A 15,319-nucleotide genomic window follows, 5' to 3' on the forward strand; every position below is an offset into this window, starting at 1 on the left:
TGACCCGCCGGACAGGCCCTAGGCATCGGCTTCGGGGAGGGAGTCGAGCCGACCGCCCCGAAGCCGAGCGGTCTGTGTCGCCGTGAACTCCACCGTCCGCCTCATGTGACCGATGAGCAGGGCGAGTTCGTCGTCCCCGAGTTCCTCGAAGAGGGCGTACCAGTCGCCGCTCAGCCGCCGCCACATCCGGCCGAACTCCTCGGCCTTCTCGGGCACGGTCGCCACGAGTACGCGTCGCCGGTCGCCGGCGTCCCGCTGCCGTACGACGTACCCGGCCCGCTCCAGCCGGTCCACGAGCCGCGTCGCCGATCCGGTCGTAAGACCTGTCAGCTCGGCGACGCGTCCGGTCGTGACCGGTCCCCTCTCCAGGCTGAGCAGATTGAGGCACTGCAGGTCTGTGGGGTGCAGGTTCAGCTGGTCGGCGACGGCCTGGTTGAAGAGGGCGTACAGGGCCATGCAGCGGCGCGACTCGGTGGCCAGCTCGGAGAGCAGACGGCTGCGCCGCGCATCGGTGGTTGTGCCGGACCTGGACATGGACATGGACCTGGAGAGGGTCATACGGGGATGTATCCCACCGGGTACCCCCGGCAAGCCCCGCGAACAGGTGACGGAACCGGCCGGTCGGCACGCTCTCGCCCCGTGCGAAGCTGCACGCATGCTCGTCGCCCGTTCCGCCGCCCTCTTCGTCCTCGCCGCACTCTTCGAGATCGGCGGCGCATGGCTGGTCTGGCAGGGCGTACGCGAGCACCGCGGCTGGCTGTGGATCGGCGCCGGGGTCATGGCCCTCGGCGCGTACGGTTTCGTCGCCACCCTCCAGCCCGACGCGAACTTCGGCCGCATTCTCGCCGCGTACGGCGGAGTCTTCGTCGCCGGGTCGCTCGCCTGGGGCGTGGTCGCGGACGGCTTCCGGCCCGACCGGTGGGACGTGATCGGCGCTCTGATCTGCCTCGCCGGAATGGCCGTGATCATGTACGCGCCCCGGGGAGGCAGCTGAGAGGGGCGCTGCTGGCCTGAGGGCGTGGCTGTCTGCCTATCCTGGCGGGGATTCGAACGCCGGATCGCGCGAGAGAGCGCGAACCCGTACGCCCGCCCGAGGAGCAGCCCATGACCGCCCCCGCCCCCAACTCCCGTATCGCTGTCGTCACCGGCGCGAGCAGCGGCATCGGGGCCGCGACGGCGCGGCAGCTGGCGGCGGCGGGTTACCGGGTGGTCCTCACGGCCCGCCGCAAGGACCGTATCGAGGCGCTGGCGGAGGAGCTCAACGCGGCGGGCCACCAGGCGGCGGCGTACGCGCTCGATGTCACCGACCGCGCGGCGGTGGACGAGTTCGCCACAGCCTTCAAGACCATCGGTGTGCTGGTCAACAATGCGGGCGGCGCGCTCGGCGCCGACCCGGTCGCGACGGGCGACCCGGCGGACTGGCGCCAGATGTACGAGACGAACGTCATCGGCACGCTCAACGTCACCCAGGCCCTGCTCCCGGCGCTGACGGCGAGCGGCGACGGCACGGTGGTCGTGCTGTCGTCCACCGCGGGCCATGGCACGTACGAGGGCGGCGCCGGTTACGTGGCCGCCAAGCACGGCGCCCACGTACTCGCCGAGACGCTCCGCCTGGAGATCGTCGGCACTCCGGTGCGCGTCATCGAGATCGCTCCCGGCATGGTCAGGACGGACGAGTTCGCCCTCACCCGCTTCGGCGGCGACGAGGAGAAGGCGGCGAAGGTCTACGAGGGCGTGGCCGAGCCGCTGACCGCCGACGACGTGGCCGACACGATCGCCTGGGCGGTCACCCGCCCCTCTCACGTCAACATCGACCTCATGGTCATCCGACCCCGGGCCCAGGCCTCCAACACGAAGGTCCACAGGGAGTTGTGATGCCCGACTCCCAGGACGCCTCCGCCGAGTCCCCCGATTCTCCCGACTCCCCGGAAAAGCGCCGCCTGGCCCAGGAGAAGAAGAACGAACGCTACGTCTGGTGGTATCTGGCGTACTTCCTCTTCGGCATCCACATCGTGGCGTTCGTCATGATCTATGCGGTCATGCATGCGAAGTAGGCGCCACGTACGCGAGATTGACGGTCACGCACGCGAAGCAGCCGCCTCGGAGCGCCCACCCCGCCCCGGAACCACCCGACGAGCCTTCCGCTTCCACTGCTCGATGCGGGCCTTGCGCCGCGCATCCCGCAGTTCCCCGAACAAGCCTTCATAGCGCGCCACGATCGGCTCGGCGTCGTACCGATGCGCGCTCGCCAGCGCCGCCCGCCCCATCTCCCGCCGACCGGACTCGTCCGCGATCAGGTCGAGCATCGCCTCCGAGAGGGCGCGGGTGTCGCCCATGGGGACGAGGCGGCCGTCGACGCCCGAGGTGATGATCTCGGCGGGGCCGAGAGGGCAGTCCGTGCTGATGACGGGTACGCCGCAGCGCATCGCCTCGACGAGCGTCATCCCGAACGACTCCGCGTCCGAGGCGCTGACCACGAGCGAGGACTGGGCGAACTCCGCCTCGATGGGGGTGCGCGGGCCCATGAGCTGGGCGCGGCCGGTCAGGCCGAGGCCGTCGATCAGCGACTGGAGGTTTTCCTTCTGGGCCCCGCCGCCGTAGATCCGCAGCCGCCACTCCGGTTCCTTCGCGGCGACCGCCGAGAACGCCTCGATCAGCAGGTCGAACCGCTTGCCGGGAACGAGCCGCCCTGCCGCCGCGATCACCTTCGCGTCCCCGGTGGAGGGGGCCACGTCGCGTGGCGCCGGCACGATGTTCGGCACGGCGGTGACCCGTACGCCCGGCAGCGGCATCCGCTTCCGGTACACCTTCGCGTCCGCCTTCGTCGTCGTCACGAGCGCGTCCAACTCGCCGTATTCCTCGGCCAGTACGGCCCGCAGTTTCTTGCTGTGCGCATCGTGGCTCAGGTGTTCCTGGCCGACGCGCAGGGCGCGGGGCGGGGCGAAGCGGGAGACGTAGACGTTGATGCCGGGGCGGGTGCCGATGACGGCGTCCGCGTCGCTCTTCGCCAGGTAGTCGCGTACGCGGATGTCGGTGAGGCGGTTGTACTGCTTGTGCCGCTTGTCGGCGGAAGGGAAGTCGGTCGGCGGCTCCGCGTGCAGGGGGTCCGCGAGGTCCGCGCTGCCTTCCCGCGTGTCCACGAGCGGTACGAGTGTGATGCGGGGGTCGATGTCGAAGCGCGGCACGTCCCGGTGGCGCGACATCGACACGATCGTGACCCTGTGGCGGTCGGCGAGGGCCGCGGCGAGGTTGAGTGTGGTGCGGACGGTGCCCCCGATGGCGTAAGCGTTGTGCAGCAGGAACACGATCCTCATGCGTTTCGCGGTCTTCCTACGCTTCATGCGGTGCGTGCCTTCCCCGTCGCGGCTCGTCGCCCTTGGTCCCGGGGAGACGGTGGCCGGGCGAGGTAAGCCACCGGTCCCTGCGGGGTGAGAACCGGGTAAGAGACCCGGTCGTACCCCTCTCATCAGGTACTACGCAATCCAGGCCTTGGCAGACTGGGCGGGTGCCCCACAATGTGCTGCTCGCCGAGGACGACCGCGCCATCCGCCACGCCCTGGAACGCGCCCTGACGCTTGAAGGGTACGAGGTGACGGCCGTCGCCGACGGCGTGGAGGCACTCGCGCGGGCCCATCGCCACCCGCCCGACGTACTGGTGCTCGATGTGATGATGCCGGGTATCGACGGCCTTCAGGTGTGTCGGGTGCTGCGTGCGGAGGGTGACCGTACGCCGATCCTGATGCTCACCGCGCGCGTGGAGACCGCCGACCGTGTCGCCGGTCTGGACGCCGGAGCGGACGACTACGTCGTCAAGCCCTTCGACGTCGACGAGGTGTTCGCCAGACTGCGCGCACTGCTGCGACGTACGGACACCCCCGTCGGCGTACCCAGGGAACAACAACGCATGCCCGGCGGCGGGCTCACCGTCGTGGGGCTGCGCATCGACCCGCAGGCCCGGCGCGTCTGGCGGGGGAACGTGAGATCGAGCTCACCCGCACGGAGTTCGACCTCCTGGAACTCCTCGCCCGCAACGCCGGCATCGTCGCGCAGCAGCCGGGCCCAGACCCCCTTGAGGGAGCTGTCCAGCTCGGAGAGCGGGGCCTTGGGCCGACAGCACACCGGCAGGCGGCATCACGTCGGGTGGCGGTGACGGGGCTGCCGCATCACCGGGGCCAGTTGAGTGACCTTTGAGTGCCTCGCTCGTTTTTGTGAGTGTCGGGCGAACTGTCGAAGGGGGGAGCGTGTTGTGAGTCAAGGCACCTTGGTCACGCGGCAGTTCGGGCATCGTGCCCGGCTGGCGCTCGACCCTGCCCAGGTGGCGGTCCTGGACGCACAAGGGCATGCGGCGCGCACCACCTGGAACCTGCTGCACGACTGGTGGACGATGCTCCCGAAGCGAAGGCGAAGCGGACCCTGGCGGCGGCCGACGCGGTCATCCGCCAGGGCCGCAGGGAGCTGGACTGGCTCGGCGTGCTGCCCGCGCAGGCCGCCCAGGCGGTGCTGAAAACCTACTTCCAGGCGTGGAAGAACTGCTGGGAGGGCCGGGCCCGGGCACCAGAGTTCAAGGCCCGCTTCCGCACCAGGATGAGCATCGACATCCCGCAAGGCCGCGACCTGCACGTGGTGCGGGTGCACCGCCGATGGGGCATGGTCAACATCCCCAGGCTCGGCCGGGTGAAGTTCCGCTGGACCAAAGACCTCCCCGCCGGCAAACACGCCGACCAGGACAGCAAGATCACCGGGGCGCGGCTGGTCAAGGACGCCCTGGGCTGGCACATCGCCTTCCGCGTCACCACCCTGGCCCCCGCCCCCGGCCCGCATCCGGGCCCGCAGGTCGGCATCGACGCCGGGATCACCGTCCCGCTGGCCCTGTCCGACGGCGAAAGGGCCGAACACGGCCCCTGGCTCAGCAAGAAGGAAGAAGCCCGTCTGCTCCACCACGAGCAGCGAGCGGCCCGCCGCAAGAGCCACCGCAAGAAGGGCGAGCGCACCAGCCGCCGCCTGAGCAAGACCTACGACCGGATCGCTCGCATCCGCGCGACAGCCAAGCGCCGACGCGAGGACTGGCAGCACAAAACCACCACCGCCCTCGCCGACACGTACGGCACGGTGGTCGTCGAAGCACTGCACATCACGAACATGACCAAGTCCGCGAAGGGCACTGCCGAGCAGCCGGGCAGGCAGGTCGCGCAGAAAGCCAGCCTGAACCGGGCCATCCTCGGCGAAGCCTGGGGACGGATCGTGCGCCTTTTGGCCTACAAGCTCGCCCGCCGGGGCGGACTCCTGGCCGAGGTCCCCGCCCCGGGCACCTCCCAGGAATGCGCCCAGTGCCACACGGTGACCTTGGGCAGCCGGAGGAACCAGGCCGAGTTCGTGTGCAACAACCCCGCGTGCGGCTGGGAAGGCAACGCCGACACCAACGCCGCCCGCACGGTGCTTCACCGATACCGGACGGGCCACGCGCTCGTCCCGGCTGCCGGGAGGGCAGTCGTCAGGCGCGCTTCGCACGGCGTCAAACCCGCCACCGCAAGGTAGGCAGGAATCTCCCGGATCCTCTGGGAGAGAGCTTCAAGACCGCATCTGGGGCTACGGCTTCGGCCCCGGCTCCAAGAACCTCGCCGTGTACGTCGGTTACCTGCGACGCAAGCTCGACAAGCCGGGTGCGCCCGGGCTGATCCACACGGTGCGGGAGGTGGCGACGGCTCATGGGGGTGAGCCGTTCGCCCGGCGGAGGGAGGGGGCGGTTCGGCGATCGGCTTCACGGTGGCGGACGGCTCGCAAGGCTGAGCGGCGGCCCGGGCAAGTCAGGGGCGCGGGGCTGTGCCAATTTGCGGCTCCGCCGCGATGGGGCCCCTCTCATGGAGGTCCCCCCGCTCGAGCGCAGTCGAGAGTGGGGGGGAATTCGAGAGTGGGGGAGCGACAAGCCACAAACGTCCGCCCCCGACATACCGCAGCTGCCTGCCGGGCTCATAGTCGCCCCCAGAGGGGAAGAATCTTCCCCATGCTGCCTGAAACCGCCCCTGACGCCACTCCAGCCGCTCCCGCTCACCCCAATCCCCTGAGCCAACTCTCCCTCGAGCAACTCCGCCGCCGTACGAGCATGAAGTGGCGCACCTACCCGGAGGATGTACTGCCCCTGTGGGTGGCCGAGATGGACGTGCCGCTCGCCGAGCCGGTCGCGCGTGCCGTCACGGACGCGATCGCGCTCGGCGACACGGGCTATCCGGCCGGGACGGCGTACGCCGAGGCGCTGGCGGAGTTCGCCGGGAAGCGGTGGGGCTGGGACGACTTCGCCGTGGAGCGTACGGCGATCGTGCCGGATGTGATGCTGGGCATCGTCGAGATGCTGAAGCTGGTGACAGGGCCGGGGGACCCGGTGGTCGTCAACTGCCCGGTCTACCCGCCCTTTTACCTGTTCCTGCGGAACATGGACCGCACCGTGGTCGAGGCTCCGCTGGGCGAGGACGGCCGTCTGGACTTCGCGGAGTTGGAGTCGGCGTTCGACCGGGTCACCGAGGGCGGGCGCCGCCGGGCCGCGTACCTGCTCTGCAACCCGCACAATCCCACCGGCACGCTCCACGCCACCGCCGAACTGACCACCGTGGCAAGGCTTTCCCACGCGTACGGCATACGCGTGGTGGCCGACGAGATCCACGCCCCGCTCGTGTCCCCGGGCGCCCGCTTCGTCCCGTACCTGACGGTCCCCGGCGGCGAGAACGCCTTCTCCCTGATGTCCGCCTCCAAGGCCTGGAACCTGGCGGGCCTGAAGGCGGCCCTGGCCATCGCGGGCCCCGACGCGGCCACGGAGCTGGCGGCTCTCCCCGAGGAGGTGAGCCACGGTCCCAGCCACGTGGGCATCCTGGCCCACACGGCGGCCCTCCGGGACGCGGGCCCCTGGCTGGACGCCCTGCTGACGGGCCTGGACGAAAACCGCCGGCTCCTGTCCACCCTCCTGACCGAACACCTCCCCGCCGTCCGCTACACCCCCGCCGAGTCCACCTACCTGGCCTGGCTGGACTGCCGGGCCCTGCCACTCGGCGACGACCCGGCGTCCGCCTTCCTGGACCGGGGCCGAGTAGCCCTGAACTCCGGCCTCCCCTTCGGCACGGGCGGCTCGGGCCACGTACGCCTGAACCTGGCGACGTCCGAGGAACTGCTCGCGGAGGCGGTGCGGCGGATGGCGCGGGCTCTGGGCTGAGGGGGGGCACGGCGGGCCCGGCTCAGGCCGTCGTTGCGCGGGCGCCCGCGCTCCAGCGCCCGAGTACGGGTTCCGCGAGGAGGCGAGCCGTGCGGCACAGTGTCTGCCCGTGCCGACCGAAGAGCTCGTCACGGGAGTCGAAGTACCCGAGATCGAGCAGGACTTGGGCGGACAGATCGCAAGTCGTGCCGCCCTGCGCACCGCAGCTCACCGACCCGCTCCAGTCCACGCCGACCCGCGCCACCGCGTCGAAGAGCGTCTCACCGCCGCGATTGCTGAAGGCCTCGCCGCCTCCGGCCACCCCGTCGAACAGCTCCCCGACCGGCACCCACTCCCGCTCCTGTTCCTGCTCCAGCAGAAACTCGGGCCAGGCGAGCAGCACATGCTCCGGGACGAGGGGCTTGAGCCGGGGAAACCGCGGATACCAGAAGGCCCCGTCGACGAGCAGCCCGCGCACCCGCGTACGTACGCCCATCGCCCGAGCGACGGACTCCAGCACAGCCATCCGCTGACTACAAGAACCACGTCCCAGCCGCAGCGTCCGCGAGGCCGGATGCCGGTCCTCCACGGAGTACACGGGCCGCACCTCACGCGCGATGATCCCGTGCGCCACCTGAAGCGCCGCACGAGCCTCGGCCCCCGGCCCCGCCTCGCGCCGTACGCGCTCCACGAGGGCCGCCACGAGGGGCTGCTCCCAGTCCAGAACGGCGGTGGCCCGCGTCGAACCACCCACGCCGGCCGCCGTTTCCGGCCGAACCTTCGCACCTCGCCACGGCATCAACAACCGACTGGTCACGCCCACCCCCGCCTCCGGCTCCGTTTGCCAGCAGCGTATGCGAGAGGTCCTGCCGCCGGTCAGTGGCTTGCGAGCTCCCCGCTGAGCGTGCCGTGGATCCGGGCGCTGGGCTCGTTCAGGCCGATGATCTCGACGGTCTTGCCGCGCTGGGCGTACTTGGTCTCGATGGCGTCCAGGGCGGCGACGGACGAGGCGTCCCAGATGTGGGCGGCGGACAGGTCGATGACGACCTGGTCGGGGTCGGTGGCGTAGTCGAACTGCCCGACGAGGTCGTTGGAGGAGGCGAAGAACAGCTCGCCCGTGACCCGGTAGACGACCGTGCTGTCGTCGGGGTCGGTGACGGCGGTGACCTCGGCGAGGTGGGCGACACGCTTGGCGAAGATGACCATCGCGGTGATCGAGCCGACGACGACGCCGATGGCGAGGTTGTGGGTGACGACCACGCACGCGACGGTGATCACCATGACGGTGATCTCTCCGGCCGGCATCCGCCGAAGCGTCTTCGGGGCGATGGAGTGCCAGTCGAAGGTGGCCGCCGACACCATGACCATGACGGCGACCAGCGCGGCCATGGGGATGTCGGAGACGACCGGCCCGAAGACGATGCACAGCACCATCAGGAAGGCCCCGGCGAGGAAGGTGGACAGGCGGGTCCGGGCGCCGGAGACCCGTACGTTGATCATCGTCTGGCCGATCATCGCGCAGCCGCCCATGCCGCCGAAGAAGCCGGTGACGATGTTGGCGACGCCCTGGCCGAGGGACTCGCGGGTCTTGGAGGAGTGGGTGTCGGTGATGTCGTCGACCAGCTTGGCCGTCATCAGCGACTCCATGAGGCCGACCAGGGCCATGGCGAGTGCGTACGGGGCGATGGTGGTGAGCGTGTCGAGGGTGAACGGCACGTCCGGCAGGCCGGGCACGGGGAGGGAGGAGGGCAGGTCGCCCTTGTCGCCGACGGTCGGTACGGCGATGCCGGCCGCGAGGGTGATGACGGTGAGGATGGCGATGGACACCAGCGGCGCCGGGATGACGGTGGTGACCTTCGGGAAGAACACCATCAGCGCCAGACCGGCGGCGATCAGCGGATACACGGGCCAGGGCACGTCCGTCATCTCCGGCACCTGCGCCATGAAGATGAGGATGGCGAGAGAGTTGACGAAGCCGACCATCACGCTGCGCGGCACGAACCGCATCAGCTTCGCCACCCCGAGCGCGCCGAGGACGATCTGGAAGACGCCGGCGAGGATCACGGCGGCGACGAGGTAGCCGAAGCCGTGCTCGCGGTTGAGCGGAGCGATGACCAGGGCGACCGCGCCGGTGGCCGCGGAGATCATGGCGGGACGGCCGCCGACGATCGCGATGGTCACGGCCATGGTGAACGAGGCGAACAGCCCGACCGCCGGATCGACCCCGGCGATGATCGAGAACGAGATCGCCTCCGGGATCAGCGCCAGGGCGACCACAAGACCGGCCAGCACCTCGGTACGCCAGACCTTCGGGTCGGACAGCCAGGACGGACGCCGAGGGCCACGCATCCAGGCGGCCGGGGACAGTGCGGAGGAAGACAAGACGAGGGGAACCTGTCGTGCTCGGGCGCCGCCCGCATCACAGAGGGCGCGCAGGGAGGTGTGGAGGGCGGGAACCGCGCTCCACGAGGCGAGGTCAGTGGGCGGCAGCGAAGCGACCCGCGAGGGAATCGGACGTTGCGGACGCTGCTCGGGGGCGAAGGGTCACGGCGGGCAGGCAGCGGCGATGCCGGGCATCACGGACATGCGCACGCTCTCTCCCGCGGACTGCGGACGATGGGTATCGCTCTTCGCCGGGGGCTTCGTCGGCCCCGACACGGCTACGGTCACGGGACGACATCCCGCACCATGGCTCACCATGGGAACGGACATGGCAGGCGGCCGACCCGACGCCAGGGCAACTCTACCCTAACGTTAGAGTAGAGATTGGCGCGGGCCCCCGCGGCAGCGGCGAAAGACGAGGAAGGGCACCCCGCGTGAGCAGCGAGCACATGCAGATCGGCGAGGTCGCCGCACGGACCGAGCTGTCGCTGCGCACCATCCGGCATTACGAGGACACCGGCCTCGTCATCCCCTCCGCCCGCTCACAGGGCGGCTTCCGCCTCTACACCGAGTCGGACGTAGCCCGCCTGATGGTCATCCGCCGCATGAAGCCACTCGGCTTCACCCTCGACGAAATGCGCGCCCTGCTCGACGCCACCGACCGCCTGGACTCCGGCGAGGAACTGCCCTCCGAGGAACGTACGGACCTGCTGGAGCGCATCCGCGGCTTCGAACAGGCCGCCCAACAGCGGGTGGAGGACCTGCGCACCCAGCTGGCCCGGGCGGAGGAGTTCGCAGCCACGCTGTCGACGCGCCTTGCACGGACTCCCACCCCCTGACTTCGCAGGCCCGCGTGAGTCTCCCTCGACCGGCTGCCGTGCCTCACCGCTCCGACGGGCTGGGAGCCGCGCACAGTGCCCAGATCACGATGGCGTTGAGCGCGATCAGGACGAAGGCCCAGAACGGCGCGTAGGGGATCCAGAGGAAGTTCGCGAGCATGGCCAGGCCGGCCAGCCCCACGCCGACGACCCTCGCCCAGGTGGCGCCCTGGAACAGGGCGGCACCGGCGAGAGTGATGACTACGCCCATGATCAGATGGATCCAGCCCCATCCGGTGAGATCGAACTCGAACACGTAGTTGCGGGTGGCGAGGAACACCTCGTCATCGGCGATGGCGGCGATGCCCGCGAAGAGCGTCATCAGGCCACCGAAGATCATCATTACGCCCGCGAAGACCAGCCAGCCGCTGCCGATACCGGTCCTCGCCGAACTCCGCACCGCCGCTCCCGAGCGGGCCCCACTCACATGACTGGTCATCGCCGGCTCCTTTGTGTCGTACGGCTGTGTCGTACGGCCCGCACAACCACGCATTCGCGTTCGGCCGGTCGGGCTACTTCCTCCAATTTCGTCCTGTCGGGTGCGCTGCGCACCTCGGGGTGCCTGACGGGTAGCTCTTGATGAGTAGTTCGCAGGGCATCTGTGCAGGCCAGGGCTATATCGACGCGGTTGCGGGGGCAGGGGTCGCAGGGAATCACACACCCGGTCATCGTGTACGCCGGTCCCGGCGCCGACGCACGGTAAAGGCACTTGCGAGCATGCCGAGGCCCCAGGCGATCAGAAGAGCACCCCATAGCGGCATGGTCACCTCTGGGATGAGAAGACGGATCTTGATACTCGCGCGGTTCTCGAAGATGAAGACCAGAGCGATCGCAGTGATCAGAACGAACGGTATGAGGCGGCGGACACCGGGGCGGGAAAAGAATGGTGTGTGCGGCTGTTGGTCTGTGCTGGTTCGGGCCATGAGATGTCTCTCCATCACGTTGCCCCTTCATCCAGCGTCCTCTTCCAGCGCGCGGCTCGCTACCGAAGGAGCGGCGGGACCGCATGTTGCCACGGCGGCTCGGGCCGTCCCGTCGCAGCGACGCCGACGGCCGAGATGCCTGCTGGTGCGGGGTGTGGAACGGTGGGAGAGGGTCGGCGGACCAGGCTCGGACAGGGACAGTTCTCCGCAGGGCTGCTCCGCCCAGGAGGTGGCGTCATGGCTGACCAGGCCAGCGGGAGGCTTCCGGAGGAGCGGGCGGCGCGGGGCCGGGCGGCGCGTGCGGACGCGCCGCGCTCCGCTCACGCGGAATACCAGCCCTCGGCGAAGCGGCCGGACCCGGTGGACACCATCGAGGCCCAGTCGGCCGCCCGGCTGCCGGAACTCGTGCCCATCCGGTACGGGCGGATGCTGGAGTCCCCCTTCCGCTTCTACCGGGGTGCCGCCGCCATCATGGCCGGTGACCTGGCCGACACCCCCCGCTCGGGAATCACCGCGCAGCTCTGCGGGGACGCGCATCTGCTGAACTTCCGGCTGCTCGCCTCGCCCGAGCGGCATCTGGTGTTCGACATCAACGACTTCGACGAGACCCTGCCCGGCCCCTGGGAGTGGGACGTCAAGAGGCTGGCCGCCAGCCTGGCCATCGCCGGACGCGAGAACGGCTACACGGATGCCGAGCGGGCCTTGGTCGTACGAACCACCGTACGGTCCTACCGTGAGCGGATGCGCCACTTCGCCGGCCTGGGCAACCTCGCCGTCTGGTACACCCAGGCCGACGCGGACACGCTGCGGGCACTGGCGGACCGGAAGCTGGGAGCGCGGGGCCGCGAGCGTACCCGGCGGGCCATGGCCAAGGCCCGCAGCCGCGACAGCCTCCAGGCCTTCGAGAAGCTGACGCGGGTGGCCGACGGCCGGCGCAGGATCACCCCCGACCCGCCCCTGATCGTGCCGCTGCAGGACCTGCTGCCGGGCGTCGAGCGCGAAGCGCTGGAGGAGCAGCTGCGCGAACTGATCGAGCGGTACAGCCACAGCCTGCAGTCCGACCGCCGCCATCTGCTGCGGCAGTACCGGGTCGTCGACATGGCCCGCAAGGTCGTCGGGGTCGGCAGCGTCGGCACCCGCTGCTGGGTGGTCCTGCTGCTCGGCAGGGACGACGAGGATCCGCTGCTGCTCCAGGCCAAGGAAGCCGACCGGTCGGTGCTGGCCCCGTACGCCGGGACGAGCGCCTACGACAACCAGGGCCAGCGGGTCGTCGCCGGGCAGCGCCTCATGCAGGCCGCCGGCGACATCTTCCTCGGCTGGGAACGCGTCACCGGCATCGACGGACGCCAACGCGACTTCTACGTACGCCAGTTGCGGGACTGGAAAGGCATCGCCGAACCCCAGCTCATGGTCCCCAAGGACATGCGCGCCTTCGGCGAACTCTGCGGCGCCACCCTCGCCCGCGCCCACGCCCGCTCCGGAGACCGCATCGCCATCGCCGCATACCTGGGCGGCGGAGATGTCTTCGACCGCGCGCTCACCGAGTTCGCCGAGAGATACGCGGACCAGAACGAACGCGACCATCAGACACTCACCGATGCCGTACGTACCGGCCGGGTCCCCGCCCAAAACGCGTAGCGCCTGCAGGGGGGCCGGAGACGACTGCCGCGCCGCACGGCACGGCAAGGGCAGGAGGACGACTCGGATGGCCGGGTAGGAGATCCTGTCGTCGGCCGTCGACCGGGATGTTCCTCAGGACCGCGACGCCGCGTGTTCCTCGACGATCAGTCCCGCAGGGGCTGAAACCGACGCGGTCCGGCCGTCGGAGCCGATGGTGACGTCGAGCCGTTCTCCCGCGACGGTGAGCCCTGCGATGGTGAGCGCACCGACGGGAAGCGGGCCCGTCGGCCGGAGGTGGAGACGGCCTGCGGGGACGTCGGGATCCAAGCCGGTCAGTGCGGTCATGAGGGCGATGGCTGATGCCGCCGACCAGGCTTGTGGCCGGCAGGCGGCCGGGTAGGGGACCGGTGCGGGTGTGTCCGCGCGTGCGTCGCCGCCCCACAGTTCCGGCAGCCGGTAGTCGAAGGCCGGTGCCGCGGCGAGGATGCCCTCGACGAGCCGGGCGGCGGCTTCGGGGTGGCCGCTGCGGGCGAGGCCTGTGACGGCGATGGCGGTGTCGTGCGGCCAGACGGTGCCGCAGTGGTAGCGCAGCGGGCCGAAGCCGCCGGACCGGGACGACATCGTCCGCAGGCCGTAGGCGTCGGACATGTCCGGGGCGGCGAGTCGTGCGGCGACGGCGGCGGTCTCGTCGGCGTTGAGGATGCCGGTGGCCGGCAGGTGGCCCATGTTGCTCGCGATGGCGTCGACGGGGCGGCCTGAGCCGTCAAGTGCCATGGCGGGGTAGGGGCCTTGCTGGTCGGAGACCCAGAAGCGGGCGCGGAAGCGGTCGGCGAGGCCGGCCGCGAAGGTCCGCCAGCGTTCGCCGTTCGGCAGCTCGAAGGCGTCGAGGAGTGCCGCTCCGGCGAGGGCGGCCTCGTAGGCGTAGCCCTGTACTTCGGCGAGAGCCAGGGGCGCTTCGGCGAGTCGGCCGTCGGTGAAGCGGACGGCGTCGCCGGAGTCCTTCCAGCCCTGGTTCGCCAGGCCGGTGCCGCGGTGGTCGACGTAGGAGAGGAAGCCGTCTCCGGCCCGGGCGGCGGCGTCGATCCAGTCGAGTGCGGCCACGAGCGCGGGCAGCAGCGGCTTGATGTCGGCGGCGGGCAGGCCCCAGCGCCATGCGTCGTGGAGCAGGCAGATCCACAGGGGGGTCGCGTCGACGGTGCCGTAGTAGACCGGCGGCAGGTGAAGGCCCTGGCCGTCGTCGAAGACGCCGCGCCGTACCTCGTGGAGGATCTTGCCGGGCTCTTCCTCCGCCGCCGGATCGGTGCGGGTGCCCTGCTGGGCGGCCAGGGTGCGCAGGGTGCCCAGTGCGAGGTCGGTGCCCAGCGGCAGGAGCATCCGTGCGGCCCACAGGCTGTCCCGCCCGAAGAGCGTGAAGAACCAGGGGACGCCCGCGGCGAGGAAGGTGTCACCGGGCGCTGCGGCCATGGCCATGCGCAGCGAGTGGAGGTCGTCCAGGCTCTGTGTGACGAGGGCGGGCAGTCGGCGGTCGTCGGCGGTGACGTCCGGACGCTGCCAGGTGGGCCGGGGGTCGGCGGCCGTGACGACCGCGTCGGGTTCCGAGACCTCGACGGCCAGGTGCAGGTCGACGCTCTCGCCCGGCTCGACCGTGAGGGTCCAGGTCAGCGTGGAGTGCTCGGCGTCGGGCGTCGCGCCGGGGGCGCTGACGGCGACGGCGACCGTCCCGTCGCCCCAGCTCAACACGCCGGTGGCGGACGAGAGTTCGCCGGCCGGCTCAAGAGGGGACCGAGCTGCCAGGCCCGCCTTCGCGTGCTCCAGTGCCACGAGGTCGCCGGCGATTTCGACCCGGACGGCGAGATGCACCGGCGTCGTCGCGGTGGAGCGGACGGTCAGCTGCTCGGTGAGCAGGCCGGGGTTGACGATGCGCCGCCGGTCGACCCGGACGGTCGGGTCGATAACGGCGTCGCCGAGCGCCTGGGCCAGGCCGACGAAACGGCTGCGGCCGGGTCCGTCCGTCGCGGTCATGACCGCGGTGACCGGCAGCCAGCCCTCGTCACCGTCCGCCGCTTCGGTGTCACCGTCCGCCGCTCCGGCGCCGGGGCGCACCGTAACGCGCAGCAGACTCACCGCGCGCACGTCGGCGTGGAAGAGCCCCTGTACGCCGGCCCCGGGAGCGGCGGCGTCGAGGTTGCCGTCCGGCAGGGACAGTACGACGGTCGGGGCGGCGAGAGTGACCGCGAGGTCGTGCAGGAGCGGCTGCCGCTGGGATGAGGTCATGAAAGCTCCGTCCGGTGCCCTCGTGTCTCGTGGGCGGTTTGTGAGGGCGGTTTGTGACCGCGCCG

The 15,319-nt window shown here is 70.7% G+C and carries 14 protein-coding genes and 2 pseudogenes; 9 read left to right on the forward strand and 7 right to left on the reverse strand.

Annotation, left to right across the window (positions count from 1 at the left end):
* Nucleotides 1-18: 18 nt before the first annotated feature.
* Nucleotides 19-558 carry a MarR family winged helix-turn-helix transcriptional regulator gene (locus OP79_RS08685; protein ID WP_245685251.1) on the reverse strand — a complete coding sequence of 180 codons (540 nt, stop codon included), beginning with the start codon at nt 556-558 and terminating at the stop codon, nt 19-21.
* 97 nt (nt 559-655) lie between these two features.
* Here OP79_RS08685 and OP79_RS08690 point away from each other — a divergent pair, with 97 nt between their 5' ends.
* From OP79_RS08690 to OP79_RS08700, 3 genes are all read left to right on the forward strand, one after another.
* Entirely contained in the window at nt 656-994 is a 339-nt protein-coding gene (locus OP79_RS08690; protein ID WP_033319656.1) for a YnfA family protein, read from the forward strand.
* 110 nt (nt 995-1,104) lie between these two features.
* Nucleotides 1,105-1,875, forward strand: coding sequence for an SDR family NAD(P)-dependent oxidoreductase (locus OP79_RS08695; RefSeq protein ID WP_033319468.1), 771 nt, complete (start codon nt 1,105-1,107; stop codon nt 1,873-1,875).
* Nucleotides 1,875-2,054 (forward strand): hypothetical protein, encoded by a 180-nt coding sequence (locus OP79_RS08700; RefSeq protein WP_033319469.1) that lies wholly within the window; start codon nt 1,875-1,877, stop codon nt 2,052-2,054. Before OP79_RS08695 ends, OP79_RS08700 begins: the two co-directional genes overlap by 1 nt.
* A gap of 24 nt (nt 2,055-2,078) precedes the next feature.
* On the opposite strand, the gene OP79_RS08705 is transcribed toward OP79_RS08700, so the two are convergent.
* Nucleotides 2,079-3,314 (reverse strand): glycosyltransferase family 4 protein, encoded by a 1,236-nt coding sequence (locus tag OP79_RS08705; protein ID WP_033319470.1) that lies wholly within the window; start codon nt 3,312-3,314, stop codon nt 2,079-2,081.
* 191 nt (nt 3,315-3,505) lie between these two features.
* Between OP79_RS08705 and OP79_RS49650 the strand changes: the two are divergent.
* From OP79_RS49650 to OP79_RS08720, 4 genes and pseudogenes are all read left to right on the forward strand, one after another.
* A pseudogene (locus tag OP79_RS49650) lies at nt 3,506-4,044 on the forward strand (response regulator transcription factor); the annotation flags it as partial.
* A 333-nt stretch (nt 4,045-4,377) separates the two neighbouring features.
* On the forward strand, nt 4,378-5,535 hold the full coding sequence (locus tag OP79_RS49655) for an RNA-guided endonuclease InsQ/TnpB family protein (protein WP_342669506.1): 1,158 nt from the start codon (nt 4,378-4,380) through the stop codon (nt 5,533-5,535).
* A pseudogene (locus OP79_RS58460) lies at nt 5,474-5,683 on the forward strand (helix-turn-helix domain-containing protein); the annotation flags it as partial. The gene OP79_RS49655 and the pseudogene OP79_RS58460, both read left to right, overlap by 62 nt.
* Nucleotides 5,684-6,001: 318 nt before the next feature.
* Complete coding sequence (locus OP79_RS08720) at nt 6,002-7,198, forward strand: MalY/PatB family protein (protein ID WP_051744516.1); 1,197 nt, start codon at nt 6,002-6,004, stop codon at nt 7,196-7,198.
* 22 nt (nt 7,199-7,220) lie between these two features.
* Here the strand turns inward: OP79_RS08720 and OP79_RS08725 are convergent, their stop codons facing one another.
* Together OP79_RS08725 and OP79_RS08730 are read right to left on the reverse strand one after the other, a co-directional pair.
* Nucleotides 7,221-7,931 (reverse strand): transglutaminase domain-containing protein, encoded by a 711-nt coding sequence (locus OP79_RS08725; protein ID WP_342669507.1) that lies wholly within the window; start codon nt 7,929-7,931, stop codon nt 7,221-7,223.
* Nucleotides 7,932-8,053: 122 nt separating this feature from the next.
* Nucleotides 8,054-9,526, reverse strand: coding sequence for a SulP family inorganic anion transporter (locus tag OP79_RS08730; protein ID WP_211270763.1), 1,473 nt, complete (start codon nt 9,524-9,526; stop codon nt 8,054-8,056).
* A gap of 467 nt (nt 9,527-9,993) precedes the next feature.
* On the opposite strand from OP79_RS08730, the gene OP79_RS08735 reads away from it, so the two are divergent.
* Entirely contained in the window at nt 9,994-10,398 is a 405-nt protein-coding gene (locus tag OP79_RS08735; RefSeq protein ID WP_033319472.1) for a MerR family transcriptional regulator, read from the forward strand.
* 43 nt (nt 10,399-10,441) lie between these two features.
* On the opposite strand, the gene OP79_RS08740 is transcribed toward OP79_RS08735, so the two are convergent.
* Nucleotides 10,442-10,876, reverse strand: coding sequence for a DUF7144 family membrane protein (locus tag OP79_RS08740; protein WP_033319473.1), 435 nt, complete (start codon nt 10,874-10,876; stop codon nt 10,442-10,444).
* Between the two features lie 226 nt (nt 10,877-11,102).
* On the reverse strand, nt 11,103-11,360 hold the full coding sequence (locus tag OP79_RS08745; protein WP_033319659.1) for a hypothetical protein: 258 nt from the start codon (nt 11,358-11,360) through the stop codon (nt 11,103-11,105).
* A gap of 237 nt (nt 11,361-11,597) precedes the next feature.
* Between OP79_RS08745 and OP79_RS08750 the strand changes: the two genes are divergently transcribed.
* Entirely contained in the window at nt 11,598-12,998 is a 1,401-nt protein-coding gene (locus OP79_RS08750; protein ID WP_033319474.1) for a DUF2252 domain-containing protein, read from the forward strand.
* A gap of 114 nt (nt 12,999-13,112) precedes the next feature.
* On the opposite strand, the gene OP79_RS08755 is transcribed toward OP79_RS08750, so the two are convergent.
* Nucleotides 13,113-15,254, reverse strand: a complete 2,142-nt coding sequence (locus OP79_RS08755) for a glycogen debranching N-terminal domain-containing protein (protein WP_033319475.1) — start codon at nt 15,252-15,254, stop codon at nt 13,113-13,115.
* Nucleotides 15,255-15,319 lie beyond the last annotated feature (65 nt).

The organism is Streptomyces yerevanensis, assembly GCF_000716805.1.
Lineage (GTDB): Bacteria > Actinomycetota > Actinomycetes > Streptomycetales > Streptomycetaceae > Streptomyces > Streptomyces flaveus.

Excerpts from the sequence above, each read along its gene's own strand:
- OP79_RS08685 (WP_245685251.1), bottom strand. The coding sequence starts at position 558 with ATGACCCTCTCCAGGTCCATGTCCATGTCCAGGTCCGGCACAACCACC.
- OP79_RS08690 (WP_033319656.1), top strand. The coding sequence starts at position 656 with ATGCTCGTCGCCCGTTCCGCCGCCCTCTTCGTCCTCGCCGCACTCTTC.
- OP79_RS08695 (WP_033319468.1), top strand. The coding sequence starts at position 1,105 with ATGACCGCCCCCGCCCCCAACTCCCGTATCGCTGTCGTCACCGGCGCG.
- OP79_RS08700 (WP_033319469.1), top strand. The coding sequence starts at position 1,875 with ATGCCCGACTCCCAGGACGCCTCCGCCGAGTCCCCCGATTCTCCCGAC.
- OP79_RS08705 (WP_033319470.1), bottom strand. The coding sequence starts at position 3,314 with ATGAGGATCGTGTTCCTGCTGCACAACGCTTACGCCATCGGGGGCACC.
- OP79_RS08720 (WP_051744516.1), top strand. The coding sequence starts at position 6,002 with ATGCTGCCTGAAACCGCCCCTGACGCCACTCCAGCCGCTCCCGCTCAC.
- OP79_RS08730 (WP_211270763.1), bottom strand. The coding sequence starts at position 9,526 with ATGCGTGGCCCTCGGCGTCCGTCCTGGCTGTCCGACCCGAAGGTCTGG.
- OP79_RS08740 (WP_033319473.1), bottom strand. The coding sequence starts at position 10,876 with ATGACCAGTCATGTGAGTGGGGCCCGCTCGGGAGCGGCGGTGCGGAGT.
- OP79_RS08745 (WP_033319659.1), bottom strand. The coding sequence starts at position 11,360 with ATGGCCCGAACCAGCACAGACCAACAGCCGCACACACCATTCTTTTCC.
- OP79_RS08750 (WP_033319474.1), top strand. The coding sequence starts at position 11,598 with ATGGCTGACCAGGCCAGCGGGAGGCTTCCGGAGGAGCGGGCGGCGCGG.
- OP79_RS08755 (WP_033319475.1), bottom strand. The coding sequence starts at position 15,254 with ATGACCTCATCCCAGCGGCAGCCGCTCCTGCACGACCTCGCGGTCACT.